The organism is Streptomyces sp. NPDC053076 (assembly GCF_044546845.1).
GTDB lineage: Bacteria > Actinomycetota > Actinomycetes > Streptomycetales > Streptomycetaceae > Streptomyces.
This window is the reverse complement of sequence record NZ_JBITZL010000017.1, coordinates 20,121-36,971: the sequence shown is the minus strand read 5'-3', so window position 1 is coordinate 36,971 and position 16,851 is coordinate 20,121. Positions and strand designations below refer to the sequence as shown.

Sequence of the window (16,851 nt, the reverse complement as noted above, 5' to 3'; positions counted from 1 at the left end):
CATGACAATCGAGCACAACGGCATTGCAGGCCCCTACTTCGAGTACGACGGACTGACCGCCCTGCACGCAGTGAATAAGGATCTGCCGCTGATCCATCCGTACGCCCCAGTGGCGCCCGGCCGCTACATCACGCCCGGCGGCGGACGGCTCACCGTCCGCCCGGCCGAGATGGGCGCCCACACCCGGATCACACTGGATCACCTGGGCTGTCCGGCCCAGCTCACCGACGAGAAGAACGCCGCCTTTAAGCGGCTCGCCCTGGCCGCCGAGGGGTACTGCGTGCAGGCTGGGTGCCGACACCATGCCGCGCACTCGGACGGGGTGCTGCGCATCTTCGAGGTGCGAAACGAAAGCATCGCGCTCGCCGCGTTCGTGCGCGCCGCGCTCGCGGTCGAGCTGGGCGACTTCACGCCCACGGACCGGCTCTTGCAGGAGACCGAAGCACTGGCCGGGCCTGTCCGCCGGGAGGACGAAGGGGACAAGGTCAGCGGCGGCTAGTCTGTATACGAGCGCGGATACCGGCCTCGGGACTGATGGGCAGTACGAGTTGGCGGATCACGGAGGTCCTGCCGCGTTGTGCGGCGGGACGCCGATCTCCCATAGGTGGACTTGAAGGCTGACCGGGGTCATCGGCTGTCTGGAGAGTGATGACAGATGGGTGGGGGCCACCTCATTCCAGGTTCTACTCTCCCGGTCTGCTCCAATGCTAGACAACGAGTGACTGTCCGAACAGCTCACCGACGTCCGGGAAAATCCGAGCGACCCTTGAATTCCTCGGCCGCCCGGATCAAAAAATCCAACTTCTCCCGAGTCGGTTCTTCGCGGTCAGCCAGGAGCATTGCCTCGGCGAACCCGTAGGCGTAGCCGATCATGATGTTGGCCGGGGCTGAGGATTCCTCCTTACGGGCGCACAGGAAGTCGAACCACTGGTCGAGTTCATCCTTCAAGGGGCCACTGTGCAGTTCGCTCGTTGGGGGCGTACGCAGCGGTATCTGACCGAGGTCGATCCGTTCGGCTGCGTCCTCCTCGTCCACGCACACGGAACCGACCCCGCGGCAGTCGTCGCATTGATCCCAGTGGAGTTCGCCATCGGTTCCGACGACTTGCACGGATCCGTCCCCCCGGCAGTCGCTGCACGTGAACTCGTACTCGCCTGCGACCAGTGCCATCTGAGTGCGCCTCCCCCGTAAACCGTGTTACAGCACCGGTGATCCTACGCGGATGCCGCTTCTCCGGAGTCGAGAACGGGAGACTCTGGCGACCACCAGCGATGAACCGGTCGGCACACCGCAAGCGACGCTGGTGGCCAGGTCGAGAGCTGGGAGGAGCTCCTCGCTTGTGCACGGAAGGTTACTGACCGCAGGTGTTGCACGGGTCCGGCTTGCGTCTGCGGGAGTCGGCCAGCTCGGACTGCGCAGCCTGTCGAACCTCTCCACTTTGAGACGAGTTGGGCGCTACCTATCCACCGAGGCCACCCGCACCATCGACTGTCCGGTCATGTGCCGGCGACTCGACGGCCTCACCGTCACTCACCGGCCGTGACATGCCTGTCCCCTGGAACCGGGCACAGCAGCCACCCCGCCTGAAACCCAGTTGGAGAACTGCTCAGTCCGCTGTCAGGCTGAGTCCCGTGACCGAGAGCGTCTTCTACTCTGATCGTGCAGGGCGGGGCAAACCGCGAAGCAGCGAGATCATCTCAACCGAGGCATGGGCTGGCCTGACCGACTTGATTCTGCAGCGGATCAACGATGGTGCGCTCGCACGGGCCTTCCCCCAGTACGGCTGTCCGGACGACCCTGGCCGCAACATCATCACCGGCACGGATGAGGAGATGTTTCTCCGATCCCTCAAAGCCTACGTTCCTGGGTTGCTCGAGCCCCATGCAATCACTGGCGAAGATCAGGAAACAGAGCCCGACAGCTTCGGCCGGCCGTCAATGGCCCACTCCTCCGAGCCGACTCGGTCTCCACTCGACCCGGATAAGGCGCCGGACACCACTACCGCACTGGACGTCATCGACTTTGTCGCCCTTCACATAGACCAGCCGGTACGCACATCCCACAGCTATTTCGGACACACTCACCTCTCGTTTGAGGACCAACGGCACGAAGCACACTCTGGTGGTGGACTGAGCTCAGGGAAGGCTCAGTTCAAGCACGACATCGACCTGCTCTTCGCCAGGAACGGGATCGCCTTCACCCTCGGTGACGACCTGCGCATTCAGCGGATCGGACCGCCTGAGGCACGCCCGTTGATCTCCGACCTCAGGCCCTCGACCGGAGACTCCAAGCTCGACGACAAGCTCAACGACGCTATGGCCCGTTTCTTGTCCCGGAACCCGGTCGATCGGCGGGACGCCCTTGAGAAGCTCTGGGATGCCTTTGAGCGACTCAAGACTCTCGAACTTGGCGGTGGCGCGCTCAAGAAGCCGTCCGCTGCCCAGCTGGTCGCGCACACCGCATCCGGCTCGGAGTTGTTCCGCGATCTCCTGAACACGGAGTTCCAGGCGCTGACGAAGGCCGGCAACACCTTCACCATTCGACACCACGAGCACGACCAGGAAGACCTCCCCACTGAGGCCGCAGCCGACTACCTGTTCCTACGGCTCGCCTCGCTCATCGCCCTCGTCCTGCGCGTCACAGGCCGCACGGCCAGGTGATCTCGCTTCACAGCCCGATGAACCCGGCTCACGGCAGTCGCTGAACTCCTAGCCGCACGTGGGTTCGCCTCGTTGGCGTCCAGGAATCCTTTGAACCCGCGTGATTCCCGCCGCGGAGTGCTCGCCTACTGGCCGGTTAAGAAGTCCTTGGCCATCCACTTCCATCTGATCAACTCCACCCCCCGCCCTCTTCCAACTGCGCTGGCAGGACGTGCACCTGCATCCGGCCTCCCTGGCTATCCACTCTGATCACATGATCCGACTTCTGGCGGCGGGTCTGTGGTGCGACGCCGAGGATGCTGACTCCGTCACTGGGCTGGTTCTCGCCGGGGACCGCAGCGCACTGGCCCGTCAGTACATGGCGATGCGCGCGGACGAGCCTTCCCTTCAGGAGCTCTTGAAGGCAGATTCCCGCTGGTCGGTTCGCTCTCGTGTGTACCTTCATCTGCGTTGACCGACCAGACCCGTGGCGAGGCGGACGGTGACGGTCTCGACGGTCTGGCAGCCCAGCAGGCGCCTGCGGGTGACAGGTCCGTGCCACAACGGGCGCGCGCCGGTACACGAGCAGCGATCCTTATAAAACTCGGCCCGCATTTGAGGTAGAGTCCTTATAAGACTACTGTCGCCTGTTGGAGGTCTCCTTGGTCCTGCCCCTCGTGAACGCGCTCCCTGAACCCGGTGACGTGCATGCCCAGTTGGGCGGTATGGGGACCAGGCTGGAGTTCCTGCACAACGTACTGCGCGCAGGTGAGGCGGCGAGGCGCACTGCCGTCCCCAACGACCCAACCGGAACGGCCGGACGACGGGCTTACGAGGCGCACGTGCGCACCATCCGTGAGCTGCACATCGAGCAGGGAGGATGGGCCCGACTCGTTCACGGCCGCCTCGAACTGGTCTGCAGTCCGGATCGGTCAGTCGCGATGGGTGTGATGGTCGGCGACGCTGCTACGGGACAGGCAAGTCTGTTCCCCAAGAACGCGCGCCGGCGCGGACCTGCTACTGACATGGTCGCTCGTGCCAACGCCGGCGAGGGTGCTCCGAACGTACAGACAGCCCTGTTTGCAGCCGGAGCTGGCCCAAACGGGGTAGCGCTGAGCGAAGAAGAAGCATGTGCACTGAAGACGTGGTTCCTGCTGTCTTGCCGTCTCAAGGTCGGCGACACGGTGCGGATCGACTGCGAGCTGTCACAGCCAAAGAGGTTCGAGAACGGTTTTGTAGAAGAATGGGGGAGGCGGATTCCGCTTCCGGCCCTGATCATGGACGGAATCGAACCTTTGAACGATGATGGGCCTGGAGAGATCGACATCGCCGTCGACTTCCGCTGATGCCCATTGGTGGGGCCGCGAGCCCGTCGCCCCACCCTGCACCACCAATCTCTGAGGTAGCCCCGCATGGTGACCCCGTCCCGTATCACCCTGGCCCGTAAGCGCAGGGGCCTTACCCTCGCTGATTTGTCGGACCGGGCCGGGGTCTCACTGCAGAGTCTGTCGAACTACGAGACGGGACGCACCGCGCCCCGTCCTGACACTCTCGACAAGATCGCCTCAGCACTGGAGTTTCCTGCCACCTTCTTCGAAGGTTCTGCTCTGGACGAGCTCCCTGCGGAAGGCATCTCCTGGCGGGCTCGCAGCAAGACGTCAGCGAGAGTCCTCGAAGCTGCTCGGGCTGCCGGCACGTTGGGCGCAATGCTGTACGACTGGATCGACGAAAGATTCCGCCTCCCTGCGGCGAGCGTGCCCTCACTGGGCAAACCGGACCCGGAGACAGCCGCCAGCATGGTCCGAACCCGCTGGAATCTGGGAGAAGCGCCAGCGCCCAACATGGTGCACCTCCTGGAGGCGCACGGGGTGCGGGTGTTCTCTTTGGATCCCGATCACGCTGAGGTCGACGCATTTGCGGTATGGCGCGACGGCGTCCCGTTTGTATTTCTTAACACGCTCAAGTCAGCCGAGCGGGGCCGCTTCGACGCAGCGCACGAACTGGGCCATCTCGTCATGCATGGCAGCGAGCACGCGTGCTCGGGACCCGAGGCCGAACGGCAAGCGAACGACTTCGCCTCCGCGTTCCTGATGCCTCGAGCGAGCGTTCTGGGGCACATGCCGTCGGGAGCGCATGTCGACCAGATTCTTCGTGGCAAGCAGATCTGGAACGTCTCCGCTATGGCCCTGACCTACCGCATGCATGACCTAGGCCTGCTCTCCGACTGGCAGTACCGGGCTACGTGCGCCGAGCTGAGCCGTTTGGGGTACCGGTCCGGCGAACCGCAGGGCATGGACCAACGGGAAACGTCGCAGGTGCTGACGAAGGTCTTCGCTGCACTGCGTTCGAAGAATGTTCGTCCCTCGTCCGTGGCGACCGAGCTCGGGCTCACCAGTGAAGAGATGAACCGGCTCCTGTTCGGACTCACTTTCACCACCTTCGATGGTGAGGCTCGACGGCCGTCGGCCCCTGTGAAGCGCAGCCTGTCGATCGTCCGCTGAAATGCCACATTCGGGCACGTGTCGTGGCCCGCGCTTGGACAACCGCGTCCCAAGTCAGCGGTCGCATCGGGTGGCGTGAGAGCAAGCTTCAGCCTGCTTTCGATCTTGGCGAAAATTGCGTACTGAAGAACGGCCAGGAATGGGCGGAGCTGCAGCGGAGCTCACCACCTGTCTTCCGCCCGGCACGAGGGCGAGCTGAGGGGGGCGGCACAGTAAGATCCGGCCCTGGGACTGGTGGGCTCGCATGGCAGGTGTCGCATATCCGGTGGGATCGCCACGGTTGGTCACTTTGGGTGATGAGTGAGCAGCGCCGATCCGGTAGCAGAAAGGCCCCTGGCCTTCACCGGGCTGGACGCGCCCCCCACCTACCCGTCCGGCGGGGAGTGAGCCGAGCTCTACCTCCAGCCCTGTGCCCCAGACTTGACGCAATGCCAGGCGTTGCCCGCCTTGTTGGTCAATGGTCAGTCTGAAACCCCCGGCACAAGCGGCATGCCGTCGAAGAGCCTGGCGGCGTTCTCCGCATCTTCATGTGGCTTCTGCGTGCTCTGGAGTAGGCCGGCCGCCTCGGCGTTCATGTCCGTGCCAGCATCAGCCGCCGCCTCAACGGTCTCGGACTCGCCCACCTGCCCGCCGATATCCCCGGTGAGCAGCACGCCGTCACTCCTTGGACTCGACGTCGGCGATCAGGGCGAGGTCTGCGGGAAGTGTCGGCCCTCCTTCCCGCGCTGGTCGGCCGGGTCAGGCAAGGCCATCACGGCGGCCCGCAGGAGCACGGCCGTCCGGGCCAACGAGGCACGCGAGACCCTTGTCTCCCGCAATCTGTCGGATTCCCCCAGGCGGCGACCCCGGAGAGCATAGGATCTCGAAAATATCGATCACGGGCCGCGCAGCCCGGGGGACTCCTTCCCGGAGAAGAGGGCGCCGCGGCCCCGTCTGCGGGGGAATCTGTGTACTTGGCGCATCTTCGGGTCGAGAACTTCCGGGTCTTCGGAGCTGCGGCCCAGAGCGAGGGCGAGACGGACGCGTCGCTGGACCTGTCGTTCACGGCCGGGACGAACGTGCTAGTCGGCGAGAACGACAGCGGGAAGACGGCGATCATCGACGCGATCCGGTTGTGCCTGCAGACCGCAGCGACGGACTACTACCGGGTCTCCCAAGACGACTTCCACCTCGGGAAGGACGGGCGGGCGGAGACCTTCACCATCGTGTGCGGGTTCACCGCCCTGTCGACCGAGGAGCAGGCGGTCTTTCTGGAATTGCTCACCCACGACCGCGGCGGCGCCGCCTGGCTTTGTGTGACGTTCAAGGCCCAGCGGATGGACCCGGTCCGGAACCGGGTCTCGGTCACCACCCGGACCGGACCGGACGGCAACGGCCCCGCCCTGGACGGCGCCGCACGCGAACTCCTGCGTGCCACCTACCTGCGCCCCCTTCGCGACGCGGAGGCGGAACTGCGCTCGGGCCGCGGATCACGGCTGTCCCAGATCCTCGCCGGCTACCCGGCGATGAAGGACCAGGGCATCGATGACTACGACCCCGAGGGCGACGACCCTCCGTCCACTCTGGTGGGGATCCTGCGCCGCGCCGAGCACGACATCCGATGCAACGATGCCGTCTCTGATGTGAGCCAGGACATCAACTCGGCTTACCTGCAGCGGTTCGCCATCGGCGACGACGTCCTGCGCGCCAAGATCAGCGTCGCCACCGACGCGACGTTGGCCCGCGCGCTGGAACGGCTCGAACTGAACCTCTTCGCTGAGTCCGACGAGTGGACACGCCGCGGGCTCGGCTACAACAATGCCTTGTTCATGGCAGCGGAGCTTCTCCTGCTGGGCAAGAGCGAACTGGCACCCCTGCTGCTGATCGAGGAGCCCGAGGCGCACCTCCACCCCCAGCTCCAGACCCGGATCATGGACCTGCTCCGCGACAAGGCCCAGGGGCCGCAGGAAGGTGGCAGGGCCCCGGTCCAGGTCATCCTCACCACCCACAGCCCCAACCTCGCCTCGTCGACGTCCGTCGAGTGTCTGACACTCGTCGTTGGGGGCCGCACCTTTCCGCTGCGGCGTGGTATCACGCGCCTGACCGGCGAGGACTACGCGTTCCTGACCCGGTTTCTGGACGTCACCAAGGCCAATATGTTCTTCGCTCGAGGCCTGGCGATGGTCGAGGGCGACGCCGAGGCGATCTTCCTGCCCGCTCTCGCCGCCGCCCTGGGCGTGCCCTTCAACGAGCACGGCGTCAGCGTAGTCAACGTCGGCCACGTCGGCCTGTTCCGGTACAGCCGCGTCTTCCAGCGCTCCGGCGAGCAGATACCCGTCCCCGTCGCCTGCATCCGCGACCGCGACCTCGTCCCCGCCGGCACCTCGGCGGAGATGCGTGGCGGCCTGAAGTGCTGGGACGAGATGACGGAGCCTGAGATCGCCGCGCACGTCGCGGACCTCGCCAGCGACGACGACGGGCCAGTGAAGACGTTCGTGTCGAACTGGTGGACGTTGGAGTACGACCTCGCTGTCACCTCCTGGACCATGGCCAGGCTGATGCACCGCGCGGTCAAGCTCGCATCCGTTGCAGAACGGTCCTGGCCGGACGCTGCCAAGACCGATCAGGTCATTGCACGGGCCGACAAGGACGTAGACGAGTGGGCAGACCAGCACCTCACTCTGGAACAGGCGGCCCTGAAGATCTACAGACCGCTCAAGCTCAACAGCGCCAGCAAGTCGATCACCGCGCAGTTCGCCGCACAGCTCCTCGCCTCCACCTCGCTCACGGAGAGCGACATCCCACCCTATCTAGTTGAAGCGTTCAAGCACCTGTGCGGCGAGGTGGCCGCGTGACCGGCACATACCTGCCCGATGCCTTCGCCACCCACAAAGTGGAGGCCATGGTGAAGCTTCTCGGGCTCGACCCGCTTGACGCCGAGCAGTGGGATTTCTTGCAGAGCGAGACCACACAGGACCTCCAGGCCGCCCCGGGGTCGGGCAAGACCACCTTGATCGGGCTCAAGCTCGCGCTCATGGCCGACGCGTGGACCTCCGTGACGTGCGGGGTGTGCGTGCTGTCCCACACCAACACAGCCAAGAACGAGATCGCTGACCGGGTGGCCTCCCTCGCCGCGGGGCGGAGCCTGCTGCGCTACCCGCACTTCATCGGCACCATCCAGTCCTTCGTGCACACCTTCCTCGCGCTGCCGGCCGTGCGGGCCAAGGGCGTCGAGGTCCGGTCCGTCGACGACGCGGCCTTCGAGACCGCAGCAATCCGGCTCCTGCAGCACCCCAGCTACTCCACCTTGCGCAGCTACGTGGAACGTCAGCGCGACGGCACCGGCATCGTCAGCGGGGCGACGTTCACCTACAAGGACGGCGAACTCGTGGTCACCGGCGCGACCAGGGAACCCCCCTTCCGCGCTGAGACAACCAGCGGCAAGCAGTTGTCCAGGCTCAAGTGGACGCTGGCCCGTCGAGGCGTCTTCCGCTACCAGGACATGTACGCCATCGCCAAGCAGTACCTCGCTGAGCACCCCGGCATCATCCCGGCCGTCTCCGCGCGCTTCCCGTTCGTTCTCCTCGACGAGATGCAGGACACCAGCGCCACCCAGCACGAACTGCTAGACCTCGTCTTCGCCTCCTCGCCCACCGTGGTGCAGCGAGTAGGCGACACCAATCAGGGCATCTACAGTGACGCCGATGCCGTGAGCGGACCTGCCTCGTTCCCACTGTCTGGTGCCGCGGAGCTGCCAGTCAGCCGCCGCTTCGGACCGCAGATCGCGGCAGTGGCCAGCCGCCTGGCCGTCCGTCGCCCCCAGCAAGTCCACGGAGCCGGTCCCGACGGCCAGGTGGCGGTATTGCTGTTCGACGAGGCCACAGCGACCGACGTTGTGCCGACCTTCGAACGCATGGCCGCCGTGATCGTCCCCGAGGACATCCTCCTCAGGCGTCCCCCGCGTGTGCTGGGCGCGCGGCAGGGCCGGGGAGGCTCCCAAACTTACCCGCAGTCGATCTCATGCTACGTGCCCGGCTACACCCCGCCCGGCCGCCCGACGGCCCACCGCGTCCTGATCGACGCGGCCCGCGCGGCAGGGACCCAGTGGAGGTCCGGCGCAGACAGCCACGAAGCGGCCACCGAATTGTGGAACGCCCTGCGCGCGTCCTTCACGCCCCTGACCGGCGAAGGGCTACCGACGCTGGGCCGCCTTGAGAGGTCTGCGGCGACCCCGGGCGGCAAGGTACGGATCCTGCTGCGCGAACTCCTCACCCACGGAGCCACGTTCAACGAGGCAAGCTGGGGCATGATCACCGAGCAGCTCACCGTCCAGATGAAACTGCTCGCCGACGGGCCGCTGAAGGCCGTCGGCCTGGAGTTCACCCCCGCGGCCGAGGTTGCCGCAACAATGGGCGGCGTCCCCAGGAGCTCCGCCGCAGTGCCGGCGGTGCGGTCCGTACCCGGGACCATCCAGAGCGCGAAGGGCGAGACCCACGCGGCGACGCTGATCCTGGAGTGCCTTGAGAAGACCGGCAAGAAGTTCGACGTGACCGAGGCGCTCCGCATGGTCGCGGAGGGCAGCGACCCCCAGCGGGAGCTGAAGAGTGTCCAGGCCGCTGTGCAGCTCGTTTTTGTCGGGGCGACGCGCCCCACCCACCTGCTGGTGCTCGCCGCCCACCGAGACCGCGGCCAGCGATACGCGGAGGTGATGATCGACTCGGGCTGGGACGTCCGGGACCTCACCGAACACTGACCCCTGCATCCGTCCCGGCGGAATCGTCCCGCCCCCTGGCTGGAGGGCGTCTCCGTCACCCAAAAGGAGCTTGGCGTCGCCGCATGATCGCCGTCCTGCCGCGTCATCCGGTCTCAGCGCTGTGGGGGCGGTGGCGCCGAGCGCTGTGGCAGCGCCCGGACTGTGCCGCCTCTGGCGCCGGAAGTGGTCTTGAGGTTGTCGTTCTCCACCTCCAGGACGTGGATGATGCGGACGAGTCGCTTGACCTCCTCGCGTAGTTCGTTGCGCTCTCGGCGGGCCTTCTTCAGTGCTTCCGCGAGTTCGTCGCGCTCCTGCTGGAGCCGCTCGGTGTCCTTCGGGCGAATGTTCTGGGCCCGCACCAGGGCATAGAACAGATCCTTGAGGCCGGTGTGCTTGTGCGTGAGCTTGTTGCGCCTCAAGCCCGCCTCCTCGGCGAGCGACTTGATCGTCAACTGGCCGTCGGACCGCAAGGGCACTCCGGTCAGCAGCCGGACCATCGCATCGGTGATCGCCTGGATCTCATCGGTGTCGTCCGGCCACTGGGCCCGTGCGGCTTCGGCGGCGGGGCCGAGCGCCGAGGCGATGATCTCCGTCAGCTGCCCAGACGGTGCCTGGACCGTGGCGTCCTCGCGCTCTTCGGCGGGTGCTGGGGAATCGGTCACTGGCCGTCCTCCGTCCTCGGCTCAGGAACGATGCAGGTGGCCTCGTGCTCGTTGATGATCGACTCCAGTTTCTGGTCGCGCTGACGGAGTCGCTGGGCCACCGGAATGGGGGTTGAGGCCGTCGGCGAGCTCTTCGGTGATGGCCTGCCGTTCCGCCTTGGCCCGCTCGATGTGAGTGTCGGTCCGGGAGATGTTCGCGCAGGCCATGTCACACCGGCTGAAGCTGGGCGTGCGCTGTCCGGCGCCGCGGCCCCGGTCCGGGTCGCAGAGTGCCTTGAACGGGTCATGGTTGCAGGTCAGCAGCGATTCGGGATGCTCATAGACGCGGAGGGTGGGGTCGGCTCTGATGGCCCGGTGCTGCCGTTTGGTCATGAACCCGCCTTCGTAGCGGACCTGGAACTCGCGGGCGGCAGCAACGTAGCGGGTGGCGGCCGGGCCGCTGATGCCTTCCCCGGACGTCACGCGTTCACTGGCGGCGGCCAGGTTCTCCGCCATCACCAGGCCCTCCTCGAAGTCGAGAATCTCCAGCATGTCGAACCGGGAGCGTCCCCCGTACGACTCCCCCATCGAAGAGCCGACGTGGCCGTACTGAATTCCCAGGGCGATGCGCCCGCCCGGCCGGCGATAGATGAACCAGGCGACCGTGCGGCGGAACCGTTGCATGGTGACGTTGCCGTCCGGGTCCGGCGGGATGAGCTCGTGATCCCGGCCGTGCGCGACGGCCAGCTCGTTTGCCCAATTCATGAAGGACTTGAGCCGCTGAACCACCGCGCCGGGCGCCAGGGCCTTGCCGTGCCGACGGTCGGCCCGCGGGGCGGTGGTGAGGTTGCGGGAGAACAGCAGCGGCCCCTGGTCCAGTCCCTCGACGACCTCGATGGCACGATGCACCAGTTCGATCACGGTCCAAGGCTCGGGCCGCATCTCGCCCTCCGGGATGATGTTGCCCTCCTCATCGACCACCCCCTTGAAGTGCCTGCCGTTGACCCGGTAGCGCACCGTGCCGTCCCCGCGTTCCTCGCGGCTCGCGCAACCGTGCTCCAGGTGCAGCACCTCCTCCGGCCGCATGCCAGACAGGTAGGCGATCACCACCAGTGCCGCCGTCGACAGGTGCAGCCCCAGCTGCTTGACCTCGGTGAATTCGATGCTCTCCGTCCAGGGCCGCCCATCGATCATCGCCGTGATCGGCAGCTCCAGCGGGGCGCCGTCTGCGAACTTCTGTCCCTCCAGCACCTCCGGACAGCGCTTCAGGAAGCTGCTGACCTGCTTCTGGTTGACCCCCAGCATCCCTCCGACGAACTTTGCGGACACCGCCTCCTCCCGGGTCGCCCCGCGGGCTGTGGCGGCCTTGGCGAGGTTCGGCGCCAGATAGCCGCCATAGGTGGGGACCGCCTTCCCCGCCGCCCGCAGCCCGTCGAAGTACTCGCGCAGACGCTGGTAAACCGCCTTCCCTTTCCGCCCCCTCTCCGCCTTGGGCGGGAGGTTCGCCAGCAAACGCTGCGATTCCCGCCAGGCGGCCAGGATGTCCGGCGCCAGATCCGTGATCACACGCAGAGCCCAGACCAGCAGCGGCGACATCGTCGCGGGATGGATCACCGCGGTGGTGTTCTCCCCGCGCGGCTCGTCGTTCTCCCCGAGAAAGTCCGTGATCTCAGCGCCGGGGTCGTCCCAGGGCGGCATGCAAAGTCGGTCCTGCGGCAGCCGAAAAGGGGCATAGGCCCACATGCGTGTGACGACGAACAGCTTGTTGCGGGCATGACCGAAGCTGTTGCCCAGCTCACGCACCTTGTCGGCGTACTCCTCCAAGATCTCCTGGTCGACCTGATCCAGGCTCGTAATCTGCCGCTGGGCGAGCCAGTCACCCAGGTCCCACCAGGTCTTGGAGGCATGCAGCAACGTCTGAGCCGAGATGAAGGGCCGTGAGGTGGTCTTCGGACGCCTCAGCAGCACGTCCGGAGTCGGCTTGTTGATCACTGCCCAGGCGATGCGTTTCATCGAGGGCCGCAGCACCTCAGGGAAGGTCTTCCAGTGCAAGGTCTTCGTCGTGCTCGTCTCCTTGCGCTCCAGCGGCCCCAGGTCCCACCAGTCGTCGGCAAAGCGCGACACGGTCTCTGGCGCGACGCCGGGCCGCAGCCGTTCCGAGGGAATGACCGGTGTGTCCGGTGCCGGATCGATCAGGGCAAGAGCGGCGGCCGTTGCAGCTACGGTGACGGTCAAGAGTCGAGCCTTCTTTCGAGCATGCGATCGACAAGTCCCTTGTCCCGGTCAGCGAGTTGGGCCAGCAGAGCGGGACGGCCGGCTTCGGTGGTGTGCTGGCGCTCCTGGTGACCGCGCTTCGACACTGACGCGCAAACAGCCGCTCCCGCTGGATGGGCGGCTGTGTTCCGGGTGAGCACGGCGCTTACAACGTCCGCAATAACGGCCCCCACCTCCTGGACACGGTCAGCATGTAGCGCCGAGGCGCGGTAAAGGGTCACCTCACTACGTTCTTGCGTACCAATCGCGCACATGGGGCGTACCTGGGCCGTTCGGTCGGGCACCGCCACTGTCCGCGCGCCACCGGTCACGTGACCCGGACGGGTCCGCGAGCACGGGCCTGGTGCGCAGCTCGGGCCCGGACGTCCGGACGGCCGCGGACGCGGGCAGTGAGGTAAGGGCCGAGCGTCCAGACACACCATCATTACTCTGTGCGTACAGTTACTTACTGATCGTTACGAGTTGTCGATGGGAAGGCCCCTCATGAACCTCGCCTGCACACGCGCCGGCGCCGCCCTCATCGCCGCGGCCGTACTCGCCGTCGTCACCGCGCATCCCGCCGCCGCACAGGATTCCTTCCGGATCGAGACTTACGCCGGTGGATGCCTGGAAATCGCGGACGCCAGTACGCACAACGACGCCCCGCTCCAGCAGTACCGCTGCCTCGGCACGGACAACCAACTCTTCACGACGCAAGACGCCGGAGACGGCCTCGTCAGAATCAAGACCTTCGCCGGCAAGTGCCTGGAAGTCTTGGACAGCGATCCGTCCTTCGACGACTCGATCGTGCAGGGAGACTGCGACAGCCGCTACAACTTCCAGGAGTTCCAAATCCACGACCTAGGCGACGGCACAGTCCAGATCGAGGCCCACAACACCCTTTACTGGACCGTCGAAGAGGGACATCCCGGACTCCTCGCCCCGATCGTGCTGGACGGCCCCAGCTCACCCGGCCACCAGGCATTCACACTCGTCAACTGACCCCCACGCCCGCCTTTCACGTCCGGCGCTCACCAGTACTTCTGACCGTCCCTGGCCGGGGCCGCCGAACCATCAGCCAGCCCGGCGAACCCGGCCTCCGGCCCGCCCCGGCCCCCGGGCCGCAGCCGCCCTCGTCCGCGGCCTGGACGTCGACGCCGCCCCCGGCCGGGCCATTGCCCCGCCGCCCTGCGGGGCGCAGCTTGTTCGCTCGCCTCTCGACGAGGTGACGTGACGCGGCCAGAGCTGCATTTTCGCGTCACGTCACCTCACTGCGCATCGTCTCCCGAACCGCGGCGCCGGGTGGCAATGATCGTGGCGATGATGGTGAACACGCCGGTGATGGTGGCCCCGATGATGGTGTCCATGTCTCCCCCTTGCTCGAGGGCGCCGAGTTGCGCCCGGCAAGCACCCTGACACGTCCGCTCAGGCCCGTCGACCCACAAAACTGCTGGCCAGAGGGGGTGTGTCTAGTCGCGACGACGCCCGGCAGCCCGGCGCGCGCAACACAGAATCTGCGGCCGTTTCCGCGTAGGAATTCTGCAGGAAATGCTGCAGCCGGGAACGCCGACGAGCCGACCACGCGCAACGCGCCCACCCCGGGCATGCAGGGGCCTACCACTTTCTGCAGCCGCTCCCTGGCACGTTTCCCCGCCCGCTCCTGGCACGTCTTGCTGGAGGAACCTGGTCACCCGCCGCGCCGGGGTACGCAATCGGTACGACACAAGATCCCCCCGCGATTTCGCACGCCATGGCGCAGCGCGATGCCCGTCGCGCCTGTTCGTACGGGCTGCCGAACAGCAGGGGCTCGTGCGCGAGACGGAGTGCAGCGTGGACGTGGACGGCGATCAGAGGGGCGCCGACGCCTCTTGGGCGGTCAGGCTGGGCGTACGCCCGGATGGTGCGCTTGCGCGGAGGAGTTGTGGGCCTGGCGAACCTGCTCCGCGGTGGGATCGGTGCGGGGTACGGCGGGCGCGGTGGCCTTGGAGCGTTCACGGGACTGCGCTGCGATCCGGGCGGCGCGTGCGGCCGGCGCATCGGACCCAGAAGGTTCACGGGCTGCGCCGTCGAGGGATTTGAGAGCGCGGATGGTGTTCGGGCGGCTGATGCGCATGTCGGTGAAGCGGGTCTCCGCCCGTTGCAGCGCTGCGCGGGCCTGCTCGACGCCTTCCTGCGAGACGGGCGGCCGGCCGAAGGACACCGCGCCGCTGCGATAGGCGGCTTCCACGCTCTGACGCCCGGACGGCGAGGTGCTGCTCGACGCGGTGGCGCAGGGGCAGCTGGCCGACTGGTGCCGGGTGCCGGCCGTCCATCTGGCGCGGGCGCTGCCGTCCTGGGCGGCCGGGCCCCGGGCGCTCGCCGAGCACGGGCGGGCCAAGGACAGGACGGGGCGGGGCGGGCGTGGTGGCGGCTGGGCGCATCGCAGTGGGGGCCAGTGGCCTTCAGCTGTCGGCTGCGTGCGGCCCGGCACGGGGCGGGGAGCGAGCCGGTGTGGGTGTATCGGCCGCCGTGGCAGCGGCTGTGTGTGCGGCACGGCCGGTGGCTGCTGGATGTGGGTGAGGGGCATCCGCTGGAGTTCGCCGATGTCGCCGCCTGGGCCGGGGAGCTGGGCCGGGCGCGGCGCCGGTGGGCTGGGGGCTGGGGTGCTGCGGGCGGCTAGGGCGGGCGGTGTAGCGCCGGGTGAGGTGTTCGCGTTGGCGCGTGCGGTGGTCTGCGGGTGGTGGGAGCGGGAGGAGTTCTGGGAGCGGGAGGTGGTGTGGGGGCCGCGTCTGGAGCAGTTGGTGGCGGCCATGCGTGCGCGGGGTGTCCGTCCGGTGGGCTGGGGGGATCGGCAGTGGCGGCTGGTGGCGAGGGATGTGATGGTGTTCCTCGACATTGTCGCGGTGGCCAGGCTCTGGGTGATCTGCGGCTGTGGGAGCGGGCCGGGCAGGGAGCGGGTGGTCTGTTGCGTGACCGGGCCGGTGCCGAACGGTTCGCGGCCGCGCTGGGCGGGCGGCTGGGGCGGCCCTGGCTGGGCGAGGTGGAGGCGGCCGGTCCTGCAGGGCCGTTGGCCCGGTGGGTGTCGGCGATGCGAGCGGCGCCGGCCCGGTGGGGCGCCGCCGCTGCGCGGGGTGCAGGGGGTGTGGTGGGTGCGTGGCCCGCACCGGCCCTTGAGGTGGGGGCCGGCCTGCGTCTGCTGGCCCAGTCCCCGGACGCCGGGGCGGTCGGGGCGCCGCACACCGTCGTAGTCGAGGGCATGCGCAGGGCTGGAGATGCTGCGGGAGCGGCGGAGCGGGGAGGGTGCAGCGGGGGGCCGGCGGTGCTGGCGGTGCCGCGGCGGGCCTGGCACGGCCAGGGGCTGACTCGGTGGCATGCCCAGTTGTTTGCCGAGGGGCTTGAGCACGCCCGCCGTCACCCGAACGCCGACGGCCTGGAGTGCCGCACCTGCCCCTGTCCCTAACCGCTGAACTGGCGAACGTCAGGTGAGACAGGGCAAGATCCTGTGCGACGGAACAGCGACCTGGCGCGTCACGTGTAGGCGTCACGGGGTGACGGCTGCTGAACGCGAACGCTGGCACCACCACCATCCCCCGCAATCGCCGGTGCCCAGGTGAGCTGACTGGGTACGCTCGGCTTCGGGTTCTGCTCGGCAGCAAGGGGGTCGTGATGTTCGGCGCTGAGTTTGCGGTGGCCTACGTCTTCGCGTGGGCGGTGCGCAAGGCCAAGCGCGTCGGGGGGCGCGCCGACAGTGAGGTCGACCGGGCCCTGGATTCCGGAATGGACCGCCTCCACGATCTGGTCAGCCGCAAGCTCGGCCAGGACCCGGCACTGGAGCGTGCCCAGGAAGAAGCCGCCGAAGGGCGCGCGGAGCTGTCCGAGCGGACCCGGCGAAGGCTGACGGACTCACTTGAGGAAGCCGGTGAGCGGGACGAACACTTCGCCGCACTCCTGGAGAAACTCGTCGACGAGCTGCGGTCTTTGGAGAACGCCGAGGGAATCGGCTCGGCCGGGGGCGATCGGATCGATTTCAGCGGCAGCACGTTTCACGGCCCGGTGCAGGGCAAGGGCACCCAGCACAACTACTACGGGGAGCCACCAAAGTGACC

At 67.3% G+C, this 16,851-nt stretch carries 15 protein-coding genes; 10 read left to right on the top strand and 5 right to left on the bottom strand.

Translation table 11 applies throughout. From position 1 onward, the window contains the following. The first annotated feature begins 1 nt into the window (after position 1). Positions 2–499 (top strand): DUF6420 family protein, encoded by a 498-nt coding sequence (locus tag ACIGYR_RS37870; protein ID WP_399608494.1) that lies wholly within the window; start codon positions 2–4, stop codon positions 497–499. A gap of 236 nt (positions 500–735) precedes the next feature. On the opposite strand, the gene ACIGYR_RS37865 is transcribed toward ACIGYR_RS37870, so the two are convergent. Next, on the bottom strand, positions 736–1,170 hold the full coding sequence (locus ACIGYR_RS37865) for a hypothetical protein (RefSeq protein WP_399608491.1): 435 nt from the start codon (positions 1,168–1,170) through the stop codon (positions 736–738). A 461-nt stretch (positions 1,171–1,631) separates the two neighbouring features. Between ACIGYR_RS37865 and ACIGYR_RS37860 the strand changes: the two genes are divergently transcribed. The 4 genes from ACIGYR_RS37860 (at position 1,632) to ACIGYR_RS37845 (ending at position 5,140) form a co-directional block, all read left to right on the top strand. Further along, positions 1,632–2,660 (top strand): hypothetical protein, encoded by a 1,029-nt coding sequence (locus ACIGYR_RS37860; RefSeq protein WP_399608488.1) that lies wholly within the window; start codon positions 1,632–1,634, stop codon positions 2,658–2,660. Between the two features lie 253 nt (positions 2,661–2,913). Next, a complete protein-coding gene (locus ACIGYR_RS37855; protein ID WP_399608485.1) occupies positions 2,914–3,114 on the top strand; it encodes a hypothetical protein in 201 nt (66 codons plus the stop codon). A 367-nt stretch (positions 3,115–3,481) separates the two neighbouring features. Then, positions 3,482–3,985, top strand: a complete 504-nt coding sequence (locus tag ACIGYR_RS37850) for a hypothetical protein (protein WP_399608482.1) — start codon at positions 3,482–3,484, stop codon at positions 3,983–3,985. 66 nt (positions 3,986–4,051) lie between these two features. Continuing rightward, a complete protein-coding gene (locus ACIGYR_RS37845) occupies positions 4,052–5,140 on the top strand; it encodes a helix-turn-helix domain-containing protein (protein ID WP_399608480.1) in 1,089 nt (362 codons plus the stop codon). 461 nt (positions 5,141–5,601) lie between these two features. On the opposite strand, the gene ACIGYR_RS37840 is transcribed toward ACIGYR_RS37845, so the two are convergent. Next, on the bottom strand, positions 5,602–5,793 hold the full coding sequence (locus ACIGYR_RS37840; protein WP_399608477.1) for a hypothetical protein: 192 nt from the start codon (positions 5,791–5,793) through the stop codon (positions 5,602–5,604). 300 nt (positions 5,794–6,093) lie between these two features. Here ACIGYR_RS37840 and ACIGYR_RS37835 point away from each other — a divergent pair, with 300 nt between their 5' ends. Both ACIGYR_RS37835 and ACIGYR_RS37830 read left to right on the top strand, forming a co-directional pair. Further along, positions 6,094–7,974 (top strand): ATP-dependent nuclease, encoded by a 1,881-nt coding sequence (locus ACIGYR_RS37835; RefSeq protein ID WP_399608474.1) that lies wholly within the window; start codon positions 6,094–6,096, stop codon positions 7,972–7,974. Then, positions 7,971–9,872: a UvrD-helicase domain-containing protein gene (locus ACIGYR_RS37830; RefSeq protein WP_399608471.1), complete on the top strand. Its 1,902-nt coding sequence runs from the start codon at positions 7,971–7,973 to the stop codon at positions 9,870–9,872. The genes ACIGYR_RS37835 and ACIGYR_RS37830 overlap by 4 nt, the downstream gene beginning before the upstream one ends. A 113-nt stretch (positions 9,873–9,985) precedes the next feature. On the opposite strand, the gene ACIGYR_RS37825 is transcribed toward ACIGYR_RS37830, so the two are convergent. Then, positions 9,986–10,534: a hypothetical protein gene (locus ACIGYR_RS37825; RefSeq protein WP_399608469.1), complete on the bottom strand. Its 549-nt coding sequence runs from the start codon at positions 10,532–10,534 to the stop codon at positions 9,986–9,988. A gap of 21 nt (positions 10,535–10,555) precedes the next feature. Further along, positions 10,556–12,748 carry a hypothetical protein gene (locus ACIGYR_RS37820; RefSeq protein WP_399608467.1) on the bottom strand — a complete coding sequence of 731 codons (2,193 nt, stop codon included), beginning with the start codon at positions 12,746–12,748 and terminating at the stop codon, positions 10,556–10,558. 507 nt (positions 12,749–13,255) lie between these two features. Between ACIGYR_RS37820 and ACIGYR_RS37815 the strand changes: the two genes are divergently transcribed. Continuing rightward, positions 13,256–13,768, top strand: coding sequence for an RICIN domain-containing protein (locus ACIGYR_RS37815; RefSeq protein WP_399608464.1), 513 nt, complete (start codon positions 13,256–13,258; stop codon positions 13,766–13,768). Positions 13,769–14,642: 874 nt separating this feature from the next. On the opposite strand, the gene ACIGYR_RS37810 is transcribed toward ACIGYR_RS37815, so the two are convergent. After that, entirely contained in the window at positions 14,643–14,993 is a 351-nt protein-coding gene (locus ACIGYR_RS37810; RefSeq protein WP_399608463.1) for a hypothetical protein, read from the bottom strand. A gap of 261 nt (positions 14,994–15,254) precedes the next feature. Between ACIGYR_RS37810 and ACIGYR_RS37805 the strand changes: the two genes are divergently transcribed. Together ACIGYR_RS37805 and ACIGYR_RS37800 are read left to right on the top strand one after the other, a co-directional pair. Continuing rightward, positions 15,255–15,425: a hypothetical protein gene (locus ACIGYR_RS37805; RefSeq protein ID WP_399608460.1), complete on the top strand. Its 171-nt coding sequence runs from the start codon at positions 15,255–15,257 to the stop codon at positions 15,423–15,425. A 986-nt stretch (positions 15,426–16,411) separates the two neighbouring features. Continuing rightward, the gene (locus ACIGYR_RS37800) at positions 16,412–16,849 is read left to right on the top strand and encodes a hypothetical protein (RefSeq protein ID WP_399608458.1); all 438 of its coding nucleotides are present in this window, start codon (positions 16,412–16,414) and stop codon (positions 16,847–16,849) included. The last annotated feature ends 2 nt before the right edge of the window (positions 16,850–16,851 follow it).